This window comes from Pseudomonas sp. D47 (genome assembly GCF_045447305.1).
GTDB lineage: Bacteria > Pseudomonadota > Gammaproteobacteria > Pseudomonadales > Pseudomonadaceae > Aquipseudomonas.
Genome location: NZ_JBJGXU010000008.1, coordinates 17496 through 42041, shown reverse-complemented (window position 1 = coordinate 42041; position 24546 = coordinate 17496). Strand labels below are relative to the sequence as shown.

General features: G+C 60.4%; 21 protein-coding genes and 1 pseudogene. 7 read left to right on the top strand and 15 right to left on the bottom strand.

From position 1 onward, the window contains the following. Nucleotides 1-17: 17 nt before the first annotated feature. Complete coding sequence (gene groL / locus ACI77I_RS08260; protein WP_242152332.1) at nucleotides 18-1673, top strand: chaperonin GroEL; 1656 nt, start codon at nucleotides 18-20, stop codon at nucleotides 1671-1673. Between the two features lie 117 nt (nucleotides 1674-1790). Here the strand turns inward: groL and ACI77I_RS08255 are convergent, their stop codons facing one another. From ACI77I_RS08255 to ACI77I_RS08240, 4 genes are all read right to left on the bottom strand, one after another. Further along, on the bottom strand, nucleotides 1791-2138 hold the full coding sequence (locus ACI77I_RS08255; RefSeq protein ID WP_406997303.1) for a hypothetical protein: 348 nt from the start codon (nucleotides 2136-2138) through the stop codon (nucleotides 1791-1793). Nucleotides 2139-2222: 84 nt separating this feature from the next. After that, entirely contained in the window at nucleotides 2223-3521 is a 1299-nt protein-coding gene (locus ACI77I_RS08250) for a sensor histidine kinase (protein WP_406997302.1), read from the bottom strand. Next, nucleotides 3511-4209: a response regulator transcription factor gene (locus ACI77I_RS08245; protein WP_094953003.1), complete on the bottom strand. Its 699-nt coding sequence runs from the start codon at nucleotides 4207-4209 to the stop codon at nucleotides 3511-3513. The genes ACI77I_RS08250 and ACI77I_RS08245 overlap by 11 nt, the downstream gene beginning before the upstream one ends. Nucleotides 4210-4286: 77 nt before the next feature. After that, entirely contained in the window at nucleotides 4287-6236 is a 1950-nt protein-coding gene (locus tag ACI77I_RS08240) for an LTA synthase family protein (protein ID WP_406997301.1), read from the bottom strand. A 201-nt stretch (nucleotides 6237-6437) separates the two neighbouring features. On the opposite strand from ACI77I_RS08240, the gene colR reads away from it, so the two are divergent. The 5 genes from colR to ACI77I_RS08215 all read left to right on the top strand — a co-directional run bounded on the left by colR (nucleotide 6438) and on the right by ACI77I_RS08215 (nucleotide 10209). Beyond that, complete coding sequence (colR, locus tag ACI77I_RS08235) at nucleotides 6438-7121, top strand: two-component system response regulator ColR (protein ID WP_016975511.1); 684 nt, start codon at nucleotides 6438-6440, stop codon at nucleotides 7119-7121. Next, entirely contained in the window at nucleotides 7111-8391 is a 1281-nt protein-coding gene (locus ACI77I_RS08230; protein ID WP_094953001.1) for a HAMP domain-containing sensor histidine kinase, read from the top strand. The genes colR and ACI77I_RS08230 overlap by 11 nt, the downstream gene beginning before the upstream one ends. A gap of 189 nt (nucleotides 8392-8580) precedes the next feature. Continuing rightward, on the top strand, nucleotides 8581-9261 hold the full coding sequence (locus ACI77I_RS08225) for a class I SAM-dependent methyltransferase (RefSeq protein ID WP_406997300.1): 681 nt from the start codon (nucleotides 8581-8583) through the stop codon (nucleotides 9259-9261). A gap of 4 nt (nucleotides 9262-9265) precedes the next feature. Then, nucleotides 9266-9985 carry a lipopolysaccharide kinase InaA family protein gene (locus ACI77I_RS08220; RefSeq protein ID WP_094952999.1) on the top strand — a complete coding sequence of 240 codons (720 nt, stop codon included), beginning with the start codon at nucleotides 9266-9268 and terminating at the stop codon, nucleotides 9983-9985. Beyond that, entirely contained in the window at nucleotides 9982-10209 is a 228-nt protein-coding gene (locus tag ACI77I_RS08215) for a hypothetical protein (RefSeq protein ID WP_053257809.1), read from the top strand. The genes ACI77I_RS08220 and ACI77I_RS08215 overlap by 4 nt, the downstream gene beginning before the upstream one ends. A gap of 784 nt (nucleotides 10210-10993) precedes the next feature. Here the strand turns inward: ACI77I_RS08215 and ACI77I_RS08210 are convergent. Genes ACI77I_RS08210 through ACI77I_RS08200 form a run of 3 tightly spaced genes read right to left on the bottom strand, consistent with a single transcriptional unit; the run spans nucleotide 10994 to nucleotide 14620 of the window. Beyond that, complete coding sequence (locus ACI77I_RS08210; protein WP_406997331.1) at nucleotides 10994-12094, bottom strand: DUF1513 domain-containing protein; 1101 nt, start codon at nucleotides 12092-12094, stop codon at nucleotides 10994-10996. A gap of 2 nt (nucleotides 12095-12096) precedes the next feature. Beyond that, nucleotides 12097-13161 (bottom strand): imelysin family protein, encoded by a 1065-nt coding sequence (locus ACI77I_RS08205; RefSeq protein ID WP_094952662.1) that lies wholly within the window; start codon nucleotides 13159-13161, stop codon nucleotides 12097-12099. A 31-nt stretch (nucleotides 13162-13192) separates the two neighbouring features. Beyond that, nucleotides 13193-14620: a di-heme oxidoredictase family protein gene (locus ACI77I_RS08200; RefSeq protein ID WP_094952661.1), complete on the bottom strand. Its 1428-nt coding sequence runs from the start codon at nucleotides 14618-14620 to the stop codon at nucleotides 13193-13195. A 139-nt stretch (nucleotides 14621-14759) separates the two neighbouring features. Here ACI77I_RS08200 and ACI77I_RS08195 point away from each other — a divergent pair, with 139 nt between their 5' ends. Next, nucleotides 14760-15323: an NAD(P)H nitroreductase gene (locus ACI77I_RS08195; protein WP_094952660.1), complete on the top strand. Its 564-nt coding sequence runs from the start codon at nucleotides 14760-14762 to the stop codon at nucleotides 15321-15323. Between the two features lie 74 nt (nucleotides 15324-15397). On the opposite strand, the gene ACI77I_RS08190 is transcribed toward ACI77I_RS08195, so the two are convergent. The 8 genes and pseudogenes from ACI77I_RS08190 to gap form a co-directional block, all read right to left on the bottom strand. Continuing rightward, nucleotides 15398-16153, bottom strand: coding sequence for a methyl-accepting chemotaxis protein (locus ACI77I_RS08190; protein ID WP_371917706.1), 756 nt, complete (start codon nucleotides 16151-16153; stop codon nucleotides 15398-15400). 102 nt (nucleotides 16154-16255) lie between these two features. Continuing rightward, nucleotides 16256-17395, bottom strand: a pseudogene (locus ACI77I_RS08185) (HAMP domain-containing protein); the annotation flags it as partial. Between the two features lie 280 nt (nucleotides 17396-17675). Beyond that, nucleotides 17676-18077, bottom strand: a complete 402-nt coding sequence (locus ACI77I_RS08180) for a YbaN family protein (protein WP_094952658.1) — start codon at nucleotides 18075-18077, stop codon at nucleotides 17676-17678. Between the two features lie 105 nt (nucleotides 18078-18182). Further along, on the bottom strand, nucleotides 18183-18791 hold the full coding sequence (locus ACI77I_RS08175; RefSeq protein WP_263273918.1) for a biliverdin-producing heme oxygenase: 609 nt from the start codon (nucleotides 18789-18791) through the stop codon (nucleotides 18183-18185). A gap of 150 nt (nucleotides 18792-18941) precedes the next feature. Further along, the gene (locus ACI77I_RS08170; RefSeq protein WP_406997299.1) at nucleotides 18942-21512 is read right to left on the bottom strand and encodes a TonB-dependent receptor; all 2571 of its coding nucleotides are present in this window, start codon (nucleotides 21510-21512) and stop codon (nucleotides 18942-18944) included. A 116-nt stretch (nucleotides 21513-21628) separates the two neighbouring features. Next, nucleotides 21629-22597 (bottom strand): FecR family protein, encoded by a 969-nt coding sequence (locus ACI77I_RS08165; RefSeq protein ID WP_406997298.1) that lies wholly within the window; start codon nucleotides 22595-22597, stop codon nucleotides 21629-21631. A gap of 74 nt (nucleotides 22598-22671) precedes the next feature. Further along, nucleotides 22672-23190: an RNA polymerase sigma factor gene (locus ACI77I_RS08160; RefSeq protein WP_094952654.1), complete on the bottom strand. Its 519-nt coding sequence runs from the start codon at nucleotides 23188-23190 to the stop codon at nucleotides 22672-22674. 194 nt (nucleotides 23191-23384) lie between these two features. Further along, nucleotides 23385-24386 carry a type I glyceraldehyde-3-phosphate dehydrogenase gene (gene gap, locus ACI77I_RS08155; RefSeq protein ID WP_406997297.1) on the bottom strand — a complete coding sequence of 334 codons (1002 nt, stop codon included), beginning with the start codon at nucleotides 24384-24386 and terminating at the stop codon, nucleotides 23385-23387. Nucleotides 24387-24546 lie beyond the last annotated feature (160 nt).

Sequence of the window (24546 nt, the reverse complement as noted above, 5' to 3'; positions counted from 1 at the left end):
TTTAAGGAATATCGATCATGGCTGCTAAAGAAGTTAAATTCGGCGATTCCGCCCGCAAAAAAATGCTCGCCGGTGTCAACGTCCTGGCTGACGCAGTAAAAGCGACCCTGGGCCCTAAAGGCCGTAACGTGATCATCGAGAAAAGCTTCGGCGCTCCGACCATCACCAAAGATGGCGTTTCCGTAGCCAAAGAAATCGAGCTGAAATGTCGCTTCGAGAACATGGGCGCGCAGCTGGTCAAAGACGTTGCCTCCCGTGCCAACGATGACGCAGGCGACGGCACCACCACCGCTACCGTTCTGGCTCAGGCAATCGTCAACGAAGGCTACAAAGCCGTCGCTGCCGGCATGAACCCGATGGACCTCAAGCGCGGCATCGACAAGGCGACCATCGCCGTTGTGGCTGAGCTGAAAAACCTGTCCAAGCCATGCGCTGACACCAAGGCTATCGCTCAGGTAGGCACCATCTCTGCCAACTCCGACAGCTCCATCGGCGACATCATTGCCGAAGCCATGGAAAAAGTCGGTAAAGAAGGCGTGATCACCGTTGAAGAAGGCACTGGCCTGGAAAACGAACTGTCGGTTGTAGAAGGCATGCAGTTCGACCGTGGCTACCTGTCCCCGTACTTCGTCAACAAGCCAGAAACCATGGTTGCCGAGCTGGACAGCCCGCTGATCCTGCTGGTCGACAAAAAAATCTCCAACATCCGCGAAATGCTGCCAGTACTGGAAGCCGTTGCCAAAGCCGGCCGCCCACTGCTGATCGTTTCCGAAGACGTTGAAGGCGAAGCCCTGGCGACGCTGGTTGTGAACAACATGCGTGGCATCGTTAAAGTTGCAGCCGTCAAGGCTCCAGGCTTCGGCGACCGTCGCAAGGCCATGCTGCAGGACATCGCTGTTCTGACCGGCGGTACCGTTATCTCCGAAGAGATCGGCCTGAGCCTGGAAAGCGCCACCCTGGAAAACCTGGGTAGCGCCAAGCGCGTGACCATCTCCAAAGAAAACACCATCATCGTTGACGGTGCTGGCGTAGAGCAGGACATCCAGGCGCGCATCACTCAGATCCGTGCCCAGGTTGCTGAAACTTCGTCCGACTACGACCGTGAAAAACTGCAAGAGCGTCTGGCCAAGCTGTCCGGCGGCGTTGCAGTGATCAAGGTTGGCGCCGGTTCCGAAGTTGAAATGAAAGAGAAGAAAGCCCGCGTTGAAGACGCCCTGCACGCAACCCGTGCAGCCGTTGAAGAAGGCGTGGTACCTGGCGGTGGCGTTGCGCTGATCCGTGCTCTGGAAGCCCTGACTAATCTGACCGGCGACAACGCTGATCAGAACGTCGGTATCGCTGTACTGCGTCGTGCTGTTGAAGCTCCACTGCGCCAGATCGCTGCCAACTCCGGCGACGAGCCAAGCGTTGTGGTCAACGAAGTCAAGAACGGCAAAGGTAACTACGGTTACAACGCCGCAACTGGCGTCTACGGCGACATGATCGAAATGGGCATCCTGGACCCTACCAAGGTGACTCGTTCCGCATTGCAAGCAGCGGCCTCCATCGGCGGTCTGATCCTGACCACCGAAGCGGCGATTGCTGATGCACCGGCTGAAGGCGGCTCGGCTGGCGGCGGTATGCCAGACATGGGCGGCATGGGTGGCATGGGTGGCATGGGCGGCATGATGTAAGCCAGCCTTACCCGGCACCTGAAAAACCCCGCCTGCAGTGATGCAGGCGGGGTTTTTTTATGCGCCGCTGATGGTTCTTTATGCGCCGCTGATGGCTCTTTATATATCGCTGAGGGCTCAGCCGATTGAACGTCGGCGTAACAGCCTCTTGAAGGTCATGCCGCGGGCCAGGGTCAATTGGGCATTCGACACCAGTGCCAGGGGTTGCGATGCAGCAGCTTCGTAGAATGGGTGAGGGCCAGGCAGGTGCGCGAGTTTTTCAGCGGCAGTGCCTCTGGGCCTCCTCCTGCGCCCGGCTGTCACGCCCGAGCCCTGCGTGCTTGGGGTCCAGGTATTGGCACTTGGGGTTTTGTCTTGCGCCTGTTGTGATGGCTGGTTCGTGATCGACTTACCGGGTACGAGTGAGCCGGTAATGATGCACAACGACAGCATCAGTGTGAACACATGCTTTTTGGGGGGACGCATGAACGGGCTCTCCAACCTGGGATTCAGGCGGCAGAGAGTACGGGCAATGGCGGCGCCTCGCTGTCACAGGCTGTAACACGCTTTCTACCGCGGGCGCAGTGGCAACAGCAGTGTCAGGCGTGCACCGCCCAACGGGCTACGGGCCGCCGACAATTCGCCGCAGTGCCACTGGGTGGCACGTTTGGCCAGCGCCAGGCCGAGGCCGAAGCCCCCGGGCGCATCGCCGCCCATGGCTAGGCGCACAAAGGGCTCGAAGATCTTTTCGCGGTTTTCCGCGAGGATGCCGGGCCCGTCGTCGTCCACATGCAACACCAGGTGATGTTGGCCATGGTAGGTGGCACTCACGCACACCTGATCGCGGGCGTAGGTGATGGCGTTGCTCAATAGGTTGCGTACGATCAGGTGCAGCAGGGCACGGTCGCCGATCAGTTCAAGGTGTGCAGGCTCGGTTTCCAGGCTCAGCCGGCGATGGTGCCCGTCGAGCAGGGCAAACTCTTGATGCAGCCAGTCACGCAGGTTGATCGGTTCATGCTGCAGGTCGGTGGGCGCGCCGGCCAGTCGCGCAAAGGCCAGGCTGGCGCGAACCAAGGCTTCGAGCTCTTCGACATCGGTAAGCAAGCGTTCCTGAAGGCGGGTGCGGGTGAGCGGGTCTTCGCTTTTGCTCAGCAGCGACAAGGCGAAGCGCATGCGCGCCAGGGGTGTGCGCAGTTCATGGGAAACCGCCTGGGAGACTTCGCGATGGCGTTCACTCATGGCGCTGATGTCCCGCGCATGTTGTTGCAACGTCAGCAGCAGCGGCGTCCATTCCTTGCCCATGGCGGGCAGCATCACGTTCGGGCTGCGCGCAAGGGTGCCCAGGCAGGTATTGAGCGTGTTCAGCTCGGCGTTGCGCCGCCGGTGTAGACGTAAACCAATCCCGAGCAGTAGCAGGACCGGCAAGCCCGCGACGCAGGCGGTTATCCAGAAAACCGGAAATTTCAGCAGGTCCTTGACCTCGGCGCTCCCCCACATGGGGCCGAATCGGATCACGGTATCGTCGTCAAGCGGGAAGTAGCTGATGTCTTCGTCGCTGTTTAGCGCCGGTTGCTGATGTTCCAACATGACCATGGCTTCCGGCGGCAACTCGACATCGTCCAGCGTGATCAGATTCACCGGGTACTGAAAGTGCGCACGCAGGAGGTCCATCCGTGCTTCCCGCTGGTCGACGGGCACGCCTTTGAGCTGTTCAGCCACCAGATAACCCGGCCCGGCCATCAGGCGCAAAAAGCTGTCTTCACCAACAAATACTGAGGCATTGGTGCACAGCCATAGCAGATACAGGGTCAAGGCCGCCCAGCCCGTGCCCACTACGGCCACCATCCACGGCCGCACCTTAGCCAGCATGCTCAGCTTCCTGCGGGATTTCGACGAACAGATAACCTTGGGCCGTGATGGTCTGGATGGTCACCGGGCATTCCAGGCTCATCAGCTTTTTGCGCAAGCGCGATACGCGCATATCGATGGAGCGGTTGAGCCCGTCGTATTCCAGGCCGCGCAGGCTTTGCAGGAGTTTTTCCCGCGTCAGCAATACGCCGCAATGGCGGGCAAAAATCGCCAGCAATTCGAACTCGGCGACCGAGAACTGCAAGGGCGTGTCATTAAGCCAAGCGAAATGGCTGTTCAGGTCCAAGCGAAACGCGCCCCACTGGTAATACGCGCGAGGGGCTTGCGGGTGGCGGCGCAGTAACGAGCGGACCCTGGCCAGCAACAGCAGCGGGTCGACAGGTTTGACCACGTAGTCGTCGGCGCCGACGTTGAAACCGGTCAATTGCTCGGCGTTTTCATCCAAGGCCGTCATCATCAGGATCAGCCCGGGGTACTGGTCGCGGATCTGCCGGCACAGGGTGAAGCCGTCGATACCCGGCAACATCACATCCAGGATCAACAGCGCCGGCTGCTCGTCGCGAATGCGCTGGGCGGCACGGTCGCCGCGGTGCTCAATGGCGACGGTAAAACCTTCGGCGCGCAGAAACTCGGCAGTCAGCGCGGCCAGTGGGCGGTCATCTTCTATCAGCAGCAGGGTGTCGGACATGAAAGGGCGTCGTCGCCGGAGAATGGGCGCAAGTGTTACGCCCTTGCCCTGTGGCAGGCAAGGGCTCACGTAGGCTGTCAGCGGACGCTGATGGCGGGAGCCTCATCTTTGGGCGCTTTCCAGCTCAGCAATTGCTGTTTGAAATCATAGCTGGCGGCCTGGTAGTAGGTGATTGCGCGCTGGATCAGCGGGTCATCACTGCCCACGCGCAACTCCTGGCTCTCAGCCAGGGCTTGATCGTGGCGGCGCAAGCCCAGGCGTGGGCTTAGGATCGCCAGGTCCTTGCCGTCAAACAAGCCCAGGTGTTGGTAGTTGCCGACCACCACACGCGGTGGCAGCGGGTTGTCTTGCAACAGGTTGCGGCCAAAGAAGGTCGATTCGTAGCTCAGGTTGATCAGGCCCAGCAAAGTGGGCGCCAGGTCGATCTGGCTGGCCAGTTGCGCGGTTTCCCGGGCGTTGATCAGCTTGGGTGCATAGATGAACAGTGGGATCTGGTAGTTGGTGATGGGCAGGTCCTCTTTGCCTGCACTGCCGGCGGTGTGGTCGGCGACGAACACGAAGATCGTGTTATCGAACCAAGGCTTCTGGCGTGCCGCCTCAAGGAACTCACCGATAGCGTGGTCGGTGTATTTCACCGCGCCGTCACGGCCGTTGCCGGATTTGATATCGATACGCCCGTCCGGGTAGGTGTAGGGGCGATGGTTGGAGGTGGTCATCAGTTGCAGCAAGAAGGGCTGCTGCTTGGCGTAATCGGCGTCGGCCAGTTTCAGGGTCTGCCGGTAGAGGTCTTCATCGGCCATGCCCCAGGCGTTTTTGAACGAGATTTCGGTTTCCGGCACGCTGCTCTGGTCTACAACCCGATAGCCGTTGCCGCTGAAAAACGCGTTCATATTGTCGAAGTAGCCGCGACCGCCGTAGACAAACACGCTGTCGTAACCGACGGCACTGAGTTGTTGGCCAAGGCTGGCAAAGCCGCTTTCACGGCCGATGCGCTTGACGATCGAACGCCCGGGCGTGGGTGGAATCGCCAGGGTGATGGCTTCCAGGCCACGGTCGGTGCGGGTGCCGGTGGCATAGAAGTTATTGAAGTACAGGCTTTGTTTGCGCAGGGCATCGAGGTTGGGCGTGAGGTTGCGCCCATCGCCATTGCTGCCCATGTATTTCGCGCTGAAGCTCTCGATGGTCACCAGCACGATGTTGGGTTTGCGCAAGGTGCCTGGGTTGGTGATTGCACGGCGAATGTCCAGCGGGTCGGTGCCGATAAAGCGCGCGTTGGGCTCGCTGAGTTCGGCGCGCAACTGCTTGGCGACCACCTCGGTGGGCAGGCTTTGGTAGAACTGTGGGTAGTCCAATTCATTGTTACGGAACGCGGCGAAAAACTGGTACGGGCCATTGCTCGCCAGTTCGTTCTTGTAGGCGTTACCGCCTTGGGCGCGCGGGCTGTCCTGGCTGATCAGTTGCAGGCTGAGGCCAGCGACCACCAACAGGCCCAAGGCATTCAGCAGGCGGCCACGCAGCGGTGGCAGCGGCGCGTTCAAGGCGGCATTGAACGGCTTGCGCAGGACCACGCTTAACACGATCGCCAGCATCGCCAACAGGCTGAGCAGCTTGCCGATCGGGTAAGACTCCAGCAGGTTGTTCAACACTTCGTCGGAGTACACCAGGTAATCGACGGCGATAAAGTTGAAGCGCACGCCGAACTCATCCCAGAACAGCCATTCGGCCACCGAGGTGAACAGCATGGCGAACAGGCTGACGGTCAGCACCGCCTGCAGGAACCAGCGGTGGCCACGGCGGCGCCACAACGCGGGCGGGCACAGCAGCACATACAACCCAAGCGGCAAGGCGGCATAGGCTAGGAAACCCAGGTCATACAGCAAGCCCACGCCAAACACCGGCAGCAGGTTGCCACCGACTTCATCCAGGTGGGTGAGGAGCAGCACGCTGCGGGTCAGCAGGAAAACAACCAGCCAGGCGCCGGTTACGAGCAGCAAAAAGCGCATAGGCGCCGTTTTGAGAAACCCCATGTCTATGTTCCTTATATCAATGGCGGTGATCTTCGGCCTGACGCTGTAGTCAGTTTGTGAAGCTATAGTGAAAAACTTGTTGGCTTGTGTAATTGGTTGAAAACCTTTATCGACAGGCCTTTGAGGTCTATCCCTGAGCCACCGTTGGCCTTAAGCTGCGCGAGCCAACACGGCTGGCACGAAAGAACGGAGACACTGCCCATGCGAATTCTATTGGTTGAAGACAACCGCGATATTCTGGCCAACCTGGCCGATTACCTGGGGCTGAAGGGCTACACCGTGGACTGTGCGCAGGACGGGTTATCGGGCCTGCACCTGGCCGCCACTGAGCATTACGACTTGATCGTGCTCGACATCATGCTGCCCGGCATCGATGGCTACACCTTGTGCAAACGCCTGCGTGAAGACGCCCGTCGCGATACGCCGGTGATCATGCTCACCGCCCGCGACCAATTGGATGACCGGCTGCAGGGCTTCAAGTCCGGCGCCGATGATTACCTGCTCAAACCCTTTGCCTTGTCGGAATTGGCCGCCCGCATCGAAGCCGTGCTGCGCCGTGCCCAAGGAGGTGGACGCCGTGCCCTGCAGGTGGCTGACCTGCATTACGACCTCGATACCCTGGAAGTCACTCGCGAAGGGCGGCTGCTGAAACTCAACCCTGTTGGCTTGAAGTTGCTCGCGGTGTTGATGCAGAAGAGCCCCCACGTGCTGCGTCGGGAAATTCTCGAAGAAGCCTTGTGGGGCGACGACTGCCCAGACAGCGACAGCCTGCGCAGCCACGTCCACCAATTGCGCCAAGTGATCGATAAACCCTTCGCCAAGCCGCTGCTGCAAACGGTGCACGGTGTGGGTTATCGCCTGGCCGAGGGTCGTGATGGAGTTTAAGCAAAGCCTTGCCCAGCGGATCATCATCGCCTTCGCCTTGATGAGCGCGTTGGTGGCGGGGGCGTTCGCCATGGGTATCGTTGCAACGGTACACCTGGTGGAAGAAAAGCTGATCTCGGCAGGCTTGGGTGGCGACTTGCAACGCCTGCTGCTGATGGACAGCGTTGAGGACTGGAGCCACCGCCCGGAGCCTGACCAGCTGTTTTATTTCAGCGGTGGGCGCGGGGATTTCGAGCTGCCCAAGGATTTGCGCCACCTGGAGCCGGGTTTTCATGAGGTGTTCCGCGAGTCGCTGTCGTACCACGCTATGGTCGAAGTGGTGGATGGTCGACGCTATGTCCTGCTGCAAGACCAAAGCGATTTTGAAGAGCGCGAGCGCGTGCTGTTTGCCGTGGTGCTGGTGGGCTTTGTGCTCAGCCTGGCGCTGGCGGTGTTCCTCGGTTGGGTGCTGGCGCGCAAAGTAATGGCGCCGGTGGTGCGGCTGGCCCGCCAAGTGCGTCATCGCGACCAGTTGCTGGGCTTGGCGCCGCCGCTGGCGCCGGATTATGCGGCCGATGAAGTCGGCGAGCTGGCCGTGGCTTTCGACGCCACCCTGGGCCGCTTGCGCCAGGCGTTGTCCCGCGAGCAGCTGTTTACCAGTGATGTAAGCCATGAATTGCGCACGCCGTTAATGGTACTGGCCAGCTCCTGCGAACTGCTGCTGGAGAACCCGGCGATTGATCAGCGCGGTCGCAACCAAGTGCTGCGAATCGCCCGTGCCTGTGAAGAGATGCGCGAGCTGGTGCAAACCTTCCTGATGCTGGCCCGTGCCAAGCATGATGATGCGGCCATGTCGCCGCAGGTCAACTTGACCCAGGTGGCCGAAGACTTGCTCGGGATCTGGCGGGAGCCTATCGAGCAAAAAGGTCTGGAATTGGTCTACCTGCCGGGTAATCCGCTGGATACTCGCTACAACACCACGTTCCTGCACGCGGTGATGGGCAACCTGTTGCGCAATGCCCTGCATTACACCGAACAGGGTTTTATCCGCCTGACTCTCGAGCCCAGCGGGTTTGTCGTGGAGGACTCCGGCGTCGGTATTCCCGAAGACAAACGTGAGGCGATGTTCGAGCCGTTCGTGCGCGGCAGCGAAAAGCGCGGTGAAGGCCTGGGCTTGGGCTTGTCGTTGGTGCAGCGCATCTGCGAGAGCCAAGGCTGGAGCGTCAGCCTGAGCACGATGGAACCTCACGGATGCCGCTTTCATGTCGAGTTGAGCCAGGCTAAACCCTGACTTCCCACCCTGCCGCTGTCCTGCGGCAGATACCGTGCTTTTCGGCGAAGATGGCCCCATGCCACTGATTGTGTCTGTAAAGTCTTGAAATGTATGAGGCTGGACAGGACAAGTTTTTCACAACGGGTTGACCTGTTGATCACAGTTAGCTGCTTAAGGTTGTAGGCAACAGCTACTGGAGATCCGTTGATGTCTACCCCTATCAAGCTCGATTTTTCTGAAAAGTACGACGATCAGCACGCGAAGAATTATTTGCTCAAACATCAGGACAATCTGGCTCGCCGGTTGTCCCACAAACGAGACGAGCAATTGGCGCGCGGCGCACTGGCTATGGCCGGCGAGCCAGGCCTGGTGTTGGACTTGCCTTGCGGGGCCGGGCGTTTCTGGCCGCTGCTGGCTGAAAAACCCAACCGTGTGATTATCGGGGCTGACAATTCCGAGTCGATGTTGAAGGTCGCGACCGCCGCTCAGCCGGCGGACGTGGTGAAACGGGTACGCCCCTTGCAGACATCTGCTTTTGATATCGATTTGCCGGATAACTCGGTCGACAGCATCTTCTGCATGCGCTTGATGCACTACATTGGTGAACCGGAGCACCGGCTGGCGATACTGCGGGAATTTCAGCGGGTTACCCGTGACAGCGTGATTATTTCGCTTTGGGTGGACGGCAATTTCAAGGCCTGGAAACGCAAGCGTGCCGAAGTGAAACGTCGCAGTAAAGGTGAGCAGGGAGGTTACCAAAACCGGTTCGTGTTACCGGCTGCTACTGTTGAGGCAGAGTTCGAGCAGGCCGGTTTCCGTGTTCAGGAATCCCTGGACTTCATACCGCTGTACGCCATGTGGCGAGTGTATGTATTGCGTAAGAGGTAACAGGATGGCAGTTGAGTGCATAGCAGGCAGTCATGTAGCTCCCGAAGAACGCTTTGATTATTTTTGGCGCCAACAGGGCGAGTGGGTTGAAGAACCCAACCGCCGACGCGGTGGTGAAAGCGGTGTGCAACGTGTGATGAGCCCTAATGGCCGCTTGCTCTACAGCAAACGCCAGACGGGCCACATCTACCGCAGTGTGCTGCACCCGTTCGGGCGCCCGACCGTGTTGCGCGAACGCGATGCCCTCAAGGGCTTGCGCGCATTGGATGTGCGGGTGCCGGAACTGGTGTTCTGCGAGGCGCGTCGCGATCCGCAACATCAATGGAAAGCGCTGTTGGTGACGGCGTCTCTCGATGGTTTTGACGAGATCGAAAACTGGTACGCCGCCGGTGGCCGTGAGCAGTATGGCGAGTGCGTCCACGAGCGTGTGCTCAAGGAAGTGGCGGGCACCCTGGCACGTATGCACAAGGGCCGCTGGCAGCACGGTTGCCTGTATATCAAACACATCTTCTTACGGGTGACGGGCGAGGGCGACTCGGCCAATGTGGAAGTGGCGTTGTTGGATTTTGAGAAATGCCGTCAGCGTTTGACCGCTTATCGGGCGGCGTCCCACGACATGCAGCAACTGCGGCGCCATTCGTCGTGGAGTGACACTGACTGGAAAAAACTCAGCTACTTTTATGAAACGGCGTTTGGCAGCGCTATCAAGGGTTTAACCAGATGAAGCTAGAAATAGCACGAGGTTTGTTCCTGGTCGGGGCGTTGGGCATAGCAGCCCTCGCGCTGGCTGCGTGGGAACAGCCTCGCACACAAGTGCTCAGCGCGGTGCAAGGTAGCGGGCAATGCCTGTTGCCGCGTGTCGCAAAGGCGAGTGTGGCGGTCAAGCCTGATCATGATTTGTTGTTGTTCATGTTTGGGATGTCTCAGGGCATGAGGCCGCAGAGTTGAAACGATTCAAACCCCCGGGAAAGGGCCTTGCGATGCGAGGCCCTTTTTTTGTGTGTGGGGGGGAGATACATATCCGTTGCTGCGGTAATCGTGGTTAACGGGGCCTGTCAGATCGAGATCAAAAGCAGAGCACGGCGGCCTAGTAGCCGACCTGAGTGGTAGAAGCAAAAGCAGAGCAAAAACACGGCAGCACACTCTCTGCCTGATGTACTGAGATCCAAGTGTGGGAGCGAGCAAGCCCGCTCCCACATTTTTGACCGAGTTCGGCTGCCAGTACCGCAGTGCTTTGCTTTTCTGTGGGAGCTGGCTTGCCTGCGATGGCATCAACTCGGTGTACTTGATGGACCGAGGTGTCTGCATCGCAGGCAAGCCAGCTCCCACAGTTGATTGAGTTTCAGCTTCCACTATCAGGTCGGCTGTCAGGCCGCCTCGGCTTCGCTTTTGATTTAACCACTCAGGTAGGCTACTAGGCCGCCGTGCTTTTGATCTTGATCTGAGGCGCCCCGTTAAACCACGCTGGCCGAACGCAGGCTTTGGAGCGGGGGTAAACCGGCAGGACGCCGGTTTAGCCGCGATGGGCCAAGGATGGCCCATGGCGGCGGCCCACGGTCCAAAGCCTGCGTGAGGGCACACCGAGCCTAAGCGAGGTGCCGAGTGGTGGGGCGAAGACCTTTTGCTTACTTTTGGGTCTTTCCAAAAGTGAGCCGCCGTAAGGGCGGAACCAATAGACGCCGTTACCGCAGCAACGGATATACCCCCAGCCCCAACCCCAACCCCAACAACGTCAAACCAGATGCAAATGGTTATCCCAAAACCCCGAAGGCAATTCCAACGGCTTAGCGACCAACGGCGTCTGCCGGCAGTTATAAAACCGGCAACGCCCCTGGCCTGAAGTCACCACAAACCCATCCGCCACCGCACCCACCCCGGCGCAGTCGGGCAACGGCCCATCCAGGCGCAGCTCACCACTGTCCATGTCCCAGATAAAAAACCGATTCCCCCGCGGCGCCGTCAACGCCACCAACCGCAACTCACTGTGCACCGCGACACTGGCGGTGTAATGCCCCATCGCCTGCAACTGCTCATCCGCCACCGGGAACGCCACAAACGGCTGCCCCGGCCGCTTGATCGCCAGCAACTCGGAGCGCTCCTGCGACGCCCCCATAAACTGCTGCCCCGTGAGAATAGTGCCGTCGCTGGCAATCCCCATATGACGCACGCTGTTCATCTGCTGGCCCAGGGTTTCCTTGCTGATCAGGCTGCCATCGCGATGCATCAAGACAAGGCTCGGCGCCATGGCATTGAGGTTCATCTCCACCCGGCTTTCAGCCTCGGTGCGAATCCCGCCGTTGGCCACCACCAAGGTCTCACCGTCAGGCATCCACGACACTTGATGCGGGCCGATACCGTGAGTGGAAATCTCCCCCGTGTGCACCAGCCGCTCACCTTCGAACTTATACACACCCAACAACCCACGGCCCGGGTCGGACGTGTCGTTCTCGGTCGCATACAGCCAGTCGCCGCTCTTGTGGATCACCGCATGCCCATAAAAATGGCGGTTGGCATTCGAGGCGATGGTCTGCAGCAGCGTGCCATCACGCAGGTTGATCAGGTAACTCTCGGTGCCCGGGCGACGGGCGACGAACAGCGCAATCGGCAGCGTCGGGTGGTTGATGATGTCGTGGCAGCGCTGGCCGACCTGGGTGGCAAACACCTGCTTGCCGTCCAACTGGTAGCCGACGGCGTAGTGTTTTCCGTCCGCATCATCGCGCGCCGACAGCAGCAGCGGGCCTTTCAACCCCTTCTGCTTGAACAACGTCCAGCCGCCCAACGTGAGTGCGCTGAGCAGCACGCTGCCAATCGCCAAAGCCTGTCGCCTGAGCATCATCAGTCACCGTCGTTGGCGTTAAAGCCCAGTTGGATGCCCAGCGCCTTGGCCAGCTCACCTTCGTGCAGGCGGTGGACCACGTTGAGGCTGTCGTAGAGGTCGTTGAGCTGCTGGCGCCCGGCATCGTCGGCCAACAATTCATTCAGCGTGCGCGGGTTGGCGGCGAACAGCTTCAGCGACGCGGCATAGGCGGCGTCGATCTTGTCGGCCAATGGCTTCTGGTCCGAAGGCAGCAGGCCACGCAGGCCTTTGTTGTCGACCCCGGCCCACACGGTCTGGGCGGCGGCTAGGCTCGCTTGCAGGCTTTGCAGGGACGACTGGCTGCGCCATGCATCGGCCTGGAACGGCTGCGCAATGCCCTTGGTCTGGCGACCCATCGGCGTGCCGAGTTTTTTCTTCAGGGTGTCCAGCGCGGTCACTTGCACACGCAGCAGATCGGCGATGGCTTCGTGGGAGTCGGCGTAGCGCTGGTTCGGAAACTTGGTCATCTGCGCGAGCATGCCGTCGGTGCTGTTCCAGCTGGCCAGGATCTCTTCGGCCAGGGCTTTCTGGCGCTCGCCAATGGCCACCAGCAGCGGGCAGTAACGGGCTTTCTGGGCTTCGTCGGCGATGTCGGTCTTGGCGTCGTAGAGGATGTATTCGTAGGCCGACAGGCCTTGTACTACGACGCTGGATTTGGCCAAGGCGGCGCTGTCGATCTGCGGCTGGGCGATGACCAGCTGTTCAACCTGGCGGCCCACCAGGTTTTTCTTGTCCGGCCAGAACTGCACTTGCCACGAGCGGTTGCCCTCGGCCAGCGGGCCGATCAGCAGCGGCTGCAACTCGGCCCAGGCTTTTTGCGCGTGGAGGAAGTCGGCGCGGGCGGTCTCCAGGCTTTCCTTGCCCTGGCAGTAGGCGAGGGCGCTGACGGCCAGTTGGCGGTCGGCTTCAACCCAGCGGCTGTAGGTCGGCAGGATCACTTGCTTGGCGATGGCCGCCGAGGTCACCGCTTGCGGGTCCTGGGGCGAGCAGGCGCCGAGGGCGAGGGCGGCAAGGCTGGTGAACAACAACTTGGGACGAAACATGTCGAGCTCCCTTCTGTAAGTGGGGCAAAGCTTATAAAGAATTCAGGAACGCCAGCAACGCGGCACGTTGCTCGGCATTAAAGGACAACACATGCTGCTGCGCCGTTTGTGCTTCACCGCCATGCCACAGCACGGCTTCGAGCAGGTTGCGGGCGCGGCCATCATGCAAAAATTGAGTGTGGCCACTGACGGTTTGCGTCAAGCCAATGCCCCACAACGGCGGGGTACGCCAGTCGCGGCCACCGGCCTTGAATTCGCTGCGGTTGTCGGCAAGGCCTGGGCCCATGTCGTGCAACAGCAGGTCGCTGTAGGGGCGAATCACTTGGTTGGCCAGTTCGGGTTCGGCGGCGTTGGCGGCCGTGGTAAACGTCGGCTTATGGCAGCCCTGGCAACCGGCTTGGTAGAACAGGTTTTTCCCGGCCAGCACCTGCGGCGTGTTGACGCCACGGCGCACCGGCACGGCCAGGTTGCGGGTGTAGAACAGCACCAGGCGCAGGATGTTATCGCTGACTTCCGGCTCGCCATCGGGGCCGTTGCCGTTGGGGGCCTGTTTGCAGGCGACTTGGGCGTCGGTGCAGTCATCAAAGGGTCTCAGGGACGTGGTGAGGCCCATATCACCAGAAAACGCGTGAACATTTTGTTGATTGAGGTTGGGTTGCCCGGCCTTCCAGCCGAAGCGCCCGAGCACGGTTTTCTGCTGGGCGTCATCCCAGACCCAATTGGCGCGGCCCACGAGGGCTTCTTTGTCGGCCGTTTTTGGGTCAGTGTTGCGCAGCACATCGGCGTCGCTGATGGCTTCGAGCAGGCCCAAGCCGATCATCGGCGGGGCGATGCGCGCTGAGAAGAGTGTCTCCGGGTGCATCGGGCCGTAGCCGAGCTGGGTGATTTGCAGGGCCGGCTTGCGCAGTTCGACCACGGTGCCGTCCTTGAACGCCACGTTAACCGGTGTGTAGTCGACCCGCACTTTGCCTTCCGGCACTACGCCCGGCACGGCCATGTCTTGCAATTGCCCGCCGTAGACCGGTTCGGGCACTACGCCGACCTGCTCGATAAGCTTGGCGAGGGCGGGTGTATCCGGGATGGAGAGGCGCACCAGCATCGACACCGCATTAGGCGCATCGGGCAGCGGCGGATGGCCACGGCCGTCCTTGATATGGCAGTTCTGGCAGGCGTTGGTATTGAACAGCGGGCCGAGGCCATCACGCGCGGTGGTGGTGGACGGCGCGATCACCCACGGGCTGCGAAAAAAGCTGTTGCCGACGCTGAAGTCCAGGCGGCGGGTGGGCGCCAGGTTCGCCGAGGGCAGGGAAAAGGCGTTCTGGTCGCGCTTGTTCACCGTCGTCGCGCCGCCGGCCCGCGCTTCACCAGGCTCTGCCTTAGTGAAGCGGGGAGCGTCATCGCAGGCAGCCAGGCTCAAAGCCATCAATGCTGCGGACAGGCGAAATAGCGAACGGAACATCAAGATTCCTGAAGCGATGGCCAAAATTAGGCCGCAAAGTCTAACAGGGCGGGGCGGATTGAATAAGAGCAATTATCGTTTGGTCGAATCCGATTCATTCCCGCTAGAATGGCTGCACATTTTTCTCTGGAGGTGGCCAATGCAGGCTCTCGACGCTTTGCTCAACCGTGTTTCCGTGCCGCGTTTGCTGGAACCGGCACCGACCCAGGAGCAGCGCGATCTGCTATTCGCCGCCGCCATGCGTGCGCCGGACCACGGCCAGTTGCGCCCATGGCGTTTCCTTACCGTAGAAGGCGCCGCCCGCGAGCAGATGGGCACGCTGTTAGCCGAAGCTGCGCGCCTGCAGGACGCCGACGCCCCGCAAGCAGCCATCGACAAGGCGCAGAACGGCCCGTTGCGCGCGCCGCTGGTGGTGGTGGTGATTGCTCGCTTGCAAGCGCATTTCAAAGTGCCGAAATCCGAGCAACTGCTGGCGGCCGCGTGTGCGGCCCACGGTATTCTGCTGGCGGCTTACGCCCAGGGGATTGGTGCAGTGTGGCGCACGGGGGAGTTGTCCTATTCGGCCCACGTGGCTAAAGGCCTGGGGCTGACGGAGGGCGAGGAAGTGATTGGCTTCCTTTACTTGGGCACGCCGCAGAACCCGCCGCGTACTGCGCCGAAGGAAGATGTGGCGGCGTTTGTTCAGGCTTGGACTGGCCTTTAGAACAACAGTGATCTAAATGTGGGAGCGAGCAAGCCCGCTCCCACATTTGCCCCTCATTGGTTTCAGGAGTGGCGTTACACCTTGAACTGATCCATCAGCTTCATCTGCTGGCTGGCCAAGGCGTTCAGTTGGCTGCTGATCGCCGCCGACTCGGTGGCCTGGCTGGTAAGGGTTTCGGTCACGGTGCGGATCGCCGAGACGTTGCGGTTGACCTCTTCGGCCACGGCGCTCTGTTGTTCGGCGGCGCTGGCGATTTGCAGGTTCATGTCGCTGATCACCGTCACCGCATCGCTGATCTTGCCTAGCGCTTGCACCGCTTGATGGATCTGCCCGGCATTGCTCTGGGCTTGGTGCTGGCTGGAATGCATGGTCGCCACCACGCCACGGGTGCCGCTCTGGATGCGCTCGATCACCAGGCGAATCTCTTCCACCGAATCCTGAGTGCGTTTGGCCAGGTTGCGTACCTCGTCGGCCACGACCGCAAAACCCCGTCCGCTTTCTCCGGCGCGCGCCGCTTCGATGGCGGCGTTGAGTGCCAGCAGGTTGGTCTGTTCGGCAATGCTGCGGATCACTTCCAGCACCGAGCCGATCTGTTCGCTGTTCACCGCCAGGGCTTCCACTTCGCCTACGGCCTTGCTGACTTCTTCGGCGAGGGTGGTGATGTCGCGGGTGCTCTGTTCAATGATCGCCATGCCGTCACGCGCCGACTGGTCCGCCCCGCGTGCTGCGCTGGCGGCGTTGGAGGCGCTGCTGGCTACTTCGTGGGCGGTGGCGCTCATTTCGTTGGAGGCGGTGGCGACCTGGTCGATCTCGCGGAACTGCACCTGCATGCCTTCGCTGGTCTGGCGCGCGATGGCGGACGACTGATCCGCCGTGCCACGTGCCTCGGTGATGCTTTGCTTGATCTGCGCGATGGTCGGTTGCAGCTTGTCGAGGAAGCGGTTGAACCAGTTCGCCAGCTCGCCCAATTCGTCTTTTTTGGCGTAGGTCAGGCGCTGGGTGAGGTCGCCTTCGCCGCTGGCGATGTTCTTGAGCATCGCGGCCACGGTATTGATCGGGCGGGTCACGCCGGTGGCGGTCAGCCAGATCAGCAGCAAGCCCAGCAGTGCGGCGGCGGCACCGACCAGCAAGGCTTTGAGCGTGCCGGCAGCCTGGGCTTTGTCGAGTACGCCTTGCAGTTTCAAGGTGTCGGCAAGCATCACGCTCTTGGGCAGTTTGATCACGATGCCCCAGGACTTGGCGTCGGCAATCGGCTTGACCGGGTACACGGTGCGAATCGTGTCGTCTTGCTCGCGGATCGTGCGCGTGTCGTTGGCCAACAACTGCACAATCTCTTTGCCCTCGGCACCGAGGGTGTCCATCAGGTTTTTGCCGACTCGGGCCGGGTCACCGCTGTAGGCCGCAATCAAGCCGGTGCTGGAGATAATCTCCAGGTGCGCCGCGCCGTCGAACAGTTCTTTCTGGGCGGCATCCGACGAGGCTTGCAGGGTATTGAGGGCGATATCGATACCGATAACACCGATGACTTTACCGTCGACGATCAACGGCAGGGAGATGGTGGTCATCAGCACCTGTTTGCCGGCCACTTCATCGGAATACGGGTCAAGCAGACAAACGTTGCGCGTGTCCCGTGGGCAGGTGTACCAGATGTTGTAGGGCGTACCGCTGAGGTTGGGGGTGGTCTTGGTCAGGTCGTCCTCGACCATTACCGTGTTCAGGCCATCTCCAGCGGCGCGGCTCCAGTAGCTGGAGAAGCGGCCTTTTTCGTTGGAGACGCGGGCTTTATCGTCGACAAACTCGCTGTCCTTACCATCCAGACCGTTAGGTTCGAACGACAGCCAGATCCCCAGCACCTTGCTGTTGCGTTCGAACGCGGTTTTAAGACTTTGGTTGAGTTCCTCACGCAGGGCGCTCGGTTCCAGCGAGCGTTTGCTGGCGAGGGCGCGCAGGTCCTTGACCTGATCGGCCAGTGCTGTGACCACTGCCAGATTTTCGCCAAAGGTTTTCTGCAATTGCACTGCTTGCTCGGCGGCTTTGGCTTGCAACAGCTGTTGCACGCTTTGGGTGAGCATTCGCGAGCTTGAATCGCTGATCAGTTGATCATTTTGGTTGGTTTCGTACAGGTTGATGCTGATGATCAGCGCAATCACCCCTACCAGGCAAAGGCCAGACAGCAGCACGATTTTCAAGCGGATGGAGAGGGTGTCGAACATAGGTTCACTCGCGAATAGTCTTGTTGGTGTGCAAGCTGGGCGAGCCAATTCCATTCGGCGCTATGTCCGAAACATCGGCGCATCGAGATGTTTCATGAGGGAAAGGCGATGAGCGGTAGGTAAAAGACTACACGCCTCGCTACACGGGCGTTGCAAGCCGTTCCGGGCGTGACCAGATCCACAGGTTGCCCAGGCTCATGCCGGCAATCGCCAGGTAAATCGGCCAGCCGTGATCGAGCATCACCAGCATCAAGACGGCACACAGCAGCATGCTCACGGTGGCGCTGACTTTGGCGCGGCGCGCGATGATTTTGCCGTTGCGCCAATTGAACAGGATCGGCCCGAACAGCCGGTGGTTTTCCAGCCAAGCGCTCAGGCGCGGCGAGCTTTTGGTCGCAGCCCAGGCGGCGAGCAGAATGAATTCGGTGGTGGGCAAACCCGGTATGACAATCGCCACCAACCCAATGCCCAGGCTGACGTAGGCCAGCAGGCCGAAGAGGATCTGCGCGATTTTTGAGGTGGATTGGGTTTTGCCGGTCATGGGTAGGGTGATCACAAAAATCAGTTTGAAATGGGATTCAAATGTGGGAGCGGCGGGGCGACGATTCGACTTGCCGCTCCCACATTTTTAATCGCATTCCAGCAGTCAGGCCAGTTCAGGGGCGTTAGCGTACGCCTGTTCCAGCAGCACGGTGAAGCGCACAAACGCGTCGATCGCACCTTTTTCTACCGCGGCTTCTTCTTCGGCGCTGAATACCAGGCCATCGAGTGTGCGGGTGAAGCTTTTCCAGCCTTCTGCGCGACCACCGGCCGGCTCGCCAAGGTGGCGAGCACCGAAGGTTTCGCTCAGGCCCAGGCCCACGGCGCGTTTGATCAGGAACGCAGCGCCGAGCTTGGAGCCTTCGGACACGAACAGCCAACCCAAGGCTTGCGCCTTGCTCGGGTTCTTCACGGCGCCGGCGACCGGTGCAGGCACGTCGGTGTCCAGGTCGCTCAGGTCCAGCTTGGCGGCGTCGGCGCGGCAGCGCTCAGCCAAGTCCGGGACGATCTTGATCAGCTCAGGGTCGTTGTACAGGGCCACCAGTTCCGATTGGAACAGGTACTGCGCGACCACGAAGCGGGCGAAGTTAGCTTGGGTTTCGAATGGGGCGTGAGCTTTGACCAGCGCGTCGAGCTTGGTGTGTGGCTCGTTGGTGATCTGGTTCAGGCGCTGGGAGCGTAGGCTTGGGCGTTCTGCGGTAGGGGAAGCGGTCATCGAAAAAAGTCCTTGAGAAGAGTAGCGCCTGGGTGCCCTAAAGAGAGCTGTTATCAACTAGACGAAAAAGAAGACGCGGCACAGTAAAAAATCCTCACCTCGCCGCTGCAATGCTGGCGAGGTAAGGGACGGCATTTGGGTGAAGTGCTGTCAGATGTCCCAGATCAGGTTGATCGCGAAGTTGCGCCCGGGCTGGGTCAGGCGGTCGAGGTTGGCCGGGCCGGTCACAGCGGCTTCGCCGACGCTGTCGTAGCTGCGCACGTCATCCCAGTTCCAGTATTTTTTGTCGGTGAGGTTGTAGAGGCCGCCGTTGAGGGTCACGTCGTTGGTGACTTTGTAATAGGCGGTCAGGTCGAAGACGCCGAAGCCTGGCGTCTTGAACGGGCCGTTGGTGTCGCCGTCGGGGGCGTGGAAGGTCGTGCTGTCGACGCGGTTCTGCTTTTTCACCAGGGTCCAGCTCAGCAGCCCACCATAGGTGTCCTGATCGTAACCCAGGCCGAACACGCCCTTGAGCGGGTTGACGCTGTTCAGCGCCTCGCCGTTGTCGTCGTTACGGCCGTAGGCGTAGGAGATCGAACCTTGGGTGTACAAGCCCTGCGGTGCGCCGAATGCATCCAGGTTTAAACGGCCCTTGGCCTCTGCGCCTTTAATGGTGGCACGCTTGATATTCACGGCCTGGAACTGTTCGACAGTGCCGCCGACCACGGCGTTGTCTTCGTCGATAAAGTCGCGGTACTTGTTGTAGAACACCGCGATGTCGAAGGAACCCTCGTCGAACTTGCCGCGAATCCCGGTTTCGATGCCTTTGCTGGTTTCCGGCTTCAGGTCAGGATTAGGCTCGACGGTGTAGCCCAGGTTGAGGTTTTCAAAGCGTCCGTACAGCGCCTTGGCTGACGGGGTGCGGAAACCCTCGGCGTATTGACCGAACCAGGTGTATTGATCGGTCAGCGCGTAGGTCAGGCCGAACTTGGGCGTCACACGGTGCCAGATTTTTTCCTTGTCGCTGACCGGGTCCTTGCCGGTCGGGTTGACGGTGTTGAGGAATTCCTGGGTCAGCTTCGGCTTGAGCTGGGTGTAGTCGTAGCGCACAGCAGGCAGGAAGGTCCATTTGTCCCAGCTGATCTGGTCCTGTGCGAACAGCGAGTAGGTGTTGATGGTTGGGTCCGGGAAGTCACTGGCCTTTTTTACACTGTCGCCGGCGGAGGGGCTGGGCGCGCCGATGGCCGTGCAACCCGAACCGACGGCGAGGCAGGAGGCTGAACCTTCGCGGGAGCCGGTGACTTTCTGCTGCTTGAGTGTGGTGCCGTAGGTGACGTGGTGATCGGTTTCACCGAGGCTGAAAGCCTTGTCCAGTTGGGCGTCGAAGACCCACTGTTTTTCTTCGTAAAGCGTGTCGCGGGTGCGCAACACGCGACGACCGGCCTGGTAGATCTCGGCGGTGGTCTGGTCGGTCTTGGCGATCTGGTAATTGAGGCTGGTTTTGATGCGATCGGCCATCGGTGATTCGAGGGCGAAGGTGTTTTCCAGGCCGAAGCGTTCACGGGTGATGGTGTCGTTGCCCGAGCGGGCGCGGTACAGATTCATCCCCCGACCACCGATAAACGGGCCGCCCACGGCGTTTTTCAGGTTTACGTCGCGATCATCCTTGAACTTCTCGTACGTCAGGCCCAGTCGGTTGTCATCGCCGTAATTCCAGCCCAACTTGGCGAGGATATTGGTGGTGCGCGCATCTTCCGGGTTGGCGCCGGTGCGGGCCAGGCCGGTGGCGTTGTTGCCATCGTAGGACTCCATTTCGTGGCCGTTGCGCTGGCTCAGGTGCAGCAAACCGTCGACGTCCTGCACGCGGCCGGCGACGGTGCCGGAGGTCAGCCAGCTTTCATCGGCGGAGCTGTAGCCGGTTTTCAGGCGGGCGCCGACGTCCTGGCCGGGCTTGATGATGTCATCCGGGTCGAGGGTGAAGTAACTCACTGCGCCGCCGATGGCGCTGCTGCCATACAGGGCCGAGGCTGGGCCGCGCAGGATCTCCACGCGCTTGACGATTTCCGGGTCGACGTAGTTGCGGCGGGTCTTGGCATAAGGGCCGTTGAAGAAGTTGTCCGGCACTTCCACGCCATCCACCTGGGTGAGGATGCGGTCGCCGTCGATGCCGCGAATGTTGTAGCCCGCGTTGCCGGCGCGGGTGCCGGCGCCACCGACGGACACGCCGGGTTCGTAGCGCACCAGTTCGCGAATGGTATTTACGTTCTGGCGGTCTAGCTCTTCGCGGTCGTGCACGCTGACGGTGCTCGGCACACTGTTGACGTCCTGCTCGTTACGCGTGGCGCTGATGGTCACCTGTTGCAGGTTGAGCACGCTGCCGGCTGCGCGTTTTTCCAGCACGATGTTGTTATTGCCCAGTTTGCGGTAGTTCAGGTTGGTCCCCACCAACAGCCGGTCCAGGGCTTTTTCCGCTGACAGTGGGCCGCGTACGCCAGGGGACGACACACCCTGGCCCAGCTCCGCCGGCAGGCCGACTTGCCAGCCGGTCACCGCAGTAAATGCATTAAGTGCTGAGACCAGCGGCTGCTGCTCGATGCTGAAGGTGTAGTTGCCGTGGCTGCGGGCGACCGGCTCGGCAGCGGTGGCGGTGGCGGCCATCACGGGCGCGCTGGCCAACAGGATCGCGGCGGTCAGCAAGGACAGGACGGGCGAAGAAGACCGGCGGTTGAAACGAGAGGACATCGAGAGCGCTCCGGAGGTACGAATCTTATAGTTGCGAACCGAATCAAATAGGAATCAGTTGCATTGGCTATAACGAGACGTACTGCCGGTTACCTTCGAGTAAAAATAATTCTCATTTAGTTCAAGATGACCAGCGCCGGGTATTCCGAGAGATTGGCCGAGGTGATGTGCGCCAGCGAGCGCACCACGTCCAGGGGCTGGTCGAGGCGGTAGTTGCCGGTGACGGCGGTGCTGGCGAGCTTGTCATTGGTGTTGACGATCCAGCCCGGGTAGTAGCGGCGCAATTCGGCAAGCACTTCGCTCATCGGGCAATTTTCGAACACCAGCCGGCCCTGGACCCAGGCCAGGTCCTTGCTCACGTCCAGCTTGGCGGGCTGGCCAAAGCCTTTGGGGCCGATACGGATGCTCTCACCGGCGCGCAGGCGCACGCGGGCATCGTCGAAGGTGTTGCTCAGGTCGACGTCACCGCGCTGCACCTGCACTTGCGCCTCGCCGTTGAGGTAGCGCACGGCGAAGTCAGTGTCGCGCACGCTGGCGCGCACCGGGCCGGCATCGATCTCAAGCGGCAGACCGCGGTTGGGCGCAATTTCGAAAAACGCCTCGCCCTGGTACAGGCGAGCGATGCGCTGGTGGTCCTTGATGCTGCTGGAAAATGCCGAGTTGGTATTCAGCAACACTTTAGCGCCATCGTCCAACTGCACGCGCTGACGTTCGCCGACCACCGTGAGATGGTCGGCTTGCAGGCGCACGGGTAGGTTGCTGAAGCTGAACAGGCCGATCAGCAGCACGGCGGCGGTGGCCAAGGGTTTCCAATGCGGTTTGATCCGGCGCCAGGTGCTCGGTTTACGCGGCGCCGCCAAGGCCACGGCGGCGCTGTGTACCGGCGCGCCGCCCCAAGCAGCCTGGGCTTTGTTGAAGGCGTGCAGATGCGCCGGGTCGCTGGCCAGCCAGGCGTCGAACTCGGCCTGTTGCCCGGGTTGCGGGCACTGCAAGGCGATCAGCCAGTCGAGGGCCTGGTCCATAACCGTGTCTTGCAACACCTCATGAGCCAGCTCATGGGGGCGCAGTTTATTCGGGTCCGTCACGGTGTTCCTCGGGTCTTCGCCACGTTCTATTCATCTTTCCTACAGCCTGGATCGATACCTCTGTCAGGTGCAGCTTAAGGCTGATCCAGCCGTTCGGCCACACCTACACAGATGGCCATGATCAATTTCAGTTCCTTTTGTACGGTGCTCAAGGACACTTGCAACTGGTCGGCAATCTCCTGGTAGCTGCAACCGTGCAGGCGGCTGAGGATGAAAATCTGCTGTTGACGGGCGCTCAACTGGCCGAGGCTGACACTCAGGTGTTCGAGCAATTGCTCGGCCTGGGTCGCGTCTTCGGGCGTGCTGATAGGGGCGGCGACGCTTTGCAGCACGTTCAGTGGGACATCTTCCTGCAACGTGCGCGCCTGGATTTTGCGCGAGCGCAGGTGGTCCAGCGCCAGGTTGCGCGCCGTCTGGTAGACGAAGGGTTCGAGGTGGTCGATCGGCCGCTCGCTGAGGGCCCGGGTGACGCGCAGGTAGGTTTCCTGCAACAGGTCCTCGGCAGTGCTGGGGTTATTCACCATCCGCTGCAAGGTACGTAGCAGAATCACCCGTTGGGTGAGAAAGACATGGTTGAAGCGAGATTGGCTCACAGTGCTACCAGATCGATTTGCAGTTAATGATAATGCTTATCATCAACCAAAATGGCAAGTGGCACGTTGAGAGGGGGCGAAGAACCCTGTGGGAGCCCGGCTTGCCCGCGATGCAGACACCTCGGTATTTCAATCACACCGAGGCGATGCTATCGCAGGCAAGCCAGCTCCCACAGGGGATCTGCATTGGCCAATTACTCGGCGTTACACAGCGCCAAGCAGTTATCCAGCATCCGGTTGGAGAAGCCCCACTCGTTGTCGTACCAAGCCAGCACTTTCAGCAATTTACCGCTGACCTTGGTGTGATTGGCATCGAAAATCGACGACAGCGGGTTATGGTTGAAGTCACTGGAAACCAGCGGAAGGGTGTTGTAGCCGAGGATTGTCGAGTGCTGACTGGCTTCCTTGAGCAGTGCGTTGACCTGCTCGGCCGTGGCTTCTTTTTTCAGCTGCACGGTCAGGTCAACCAGCGACACGTTGATCACCGGTACACGCACCGCCATGCCGGTCAGCTTGCCCGCCAGTTCCGGCAGCACCAGGTCCACTGCTTCAGCGGCGCCGGTCTTGCTCGGGATCATGTTCTGGGTGGCCGAGCGCGCGCGGTACGGGTCGGTGTGGTAGACGTCAGTCAGGTTCTGGTCGTTGGTGTAGGCGTGAATGGTGGTCATCAGGCCGCTTTCAATGCCCAGCTCGCGGTGCAGCACCTGAGCCACAGGCGCCAGGCAGTTGGTGGTGCAGGATGCGTTGGAGATGATCTGGTGGGATTGACGCAAAATGTCATGGTTCACACCGTAAACCACGGTGGCATCGGCGCCTTTGGCCGGGGCCGAGATGATCACCTTGCGCGCGCCGGCGCTAATATGGGCGGCAGCTTTGTCACGGTCGGTGAACAGACCGGTGCATTCGAACACCACGTCGATCTTGTGCGCAGCCCACGGCAGGTCGGCTGGGTTACGAATGGCACTGACGGCAATCCGGTCACCATTGACGGTCAGGCTTTCCTGATCGTGGGCAACCTCTGCTTCGAATGTGCCATGTACGGTGTCGTATTTGAGCAGGTGGGCGTTGATCGAACTGTCGCCCAGGTCATTGATGGCGACGATCTGCAAATCCTGGCGGTAGCCTTGGGTATACAGTGCGCGCAGGACATTGCGGCCGATACGGCCAAAACCATTGATTGCGATACGAAGAGTCATTGGAAAGTGCCTGTCGTCGATTTGTTGTAAGAATTACAAGATTATTCGCATAAAAATAGAAAACAAGCCTTTTTAGTGGCAATATTTTGTTCAATCTACAACGAGTGACCTGAATCAACTGGTCCGATTGGTCAAGTAACACCCTGCCAACCTCTTCGCG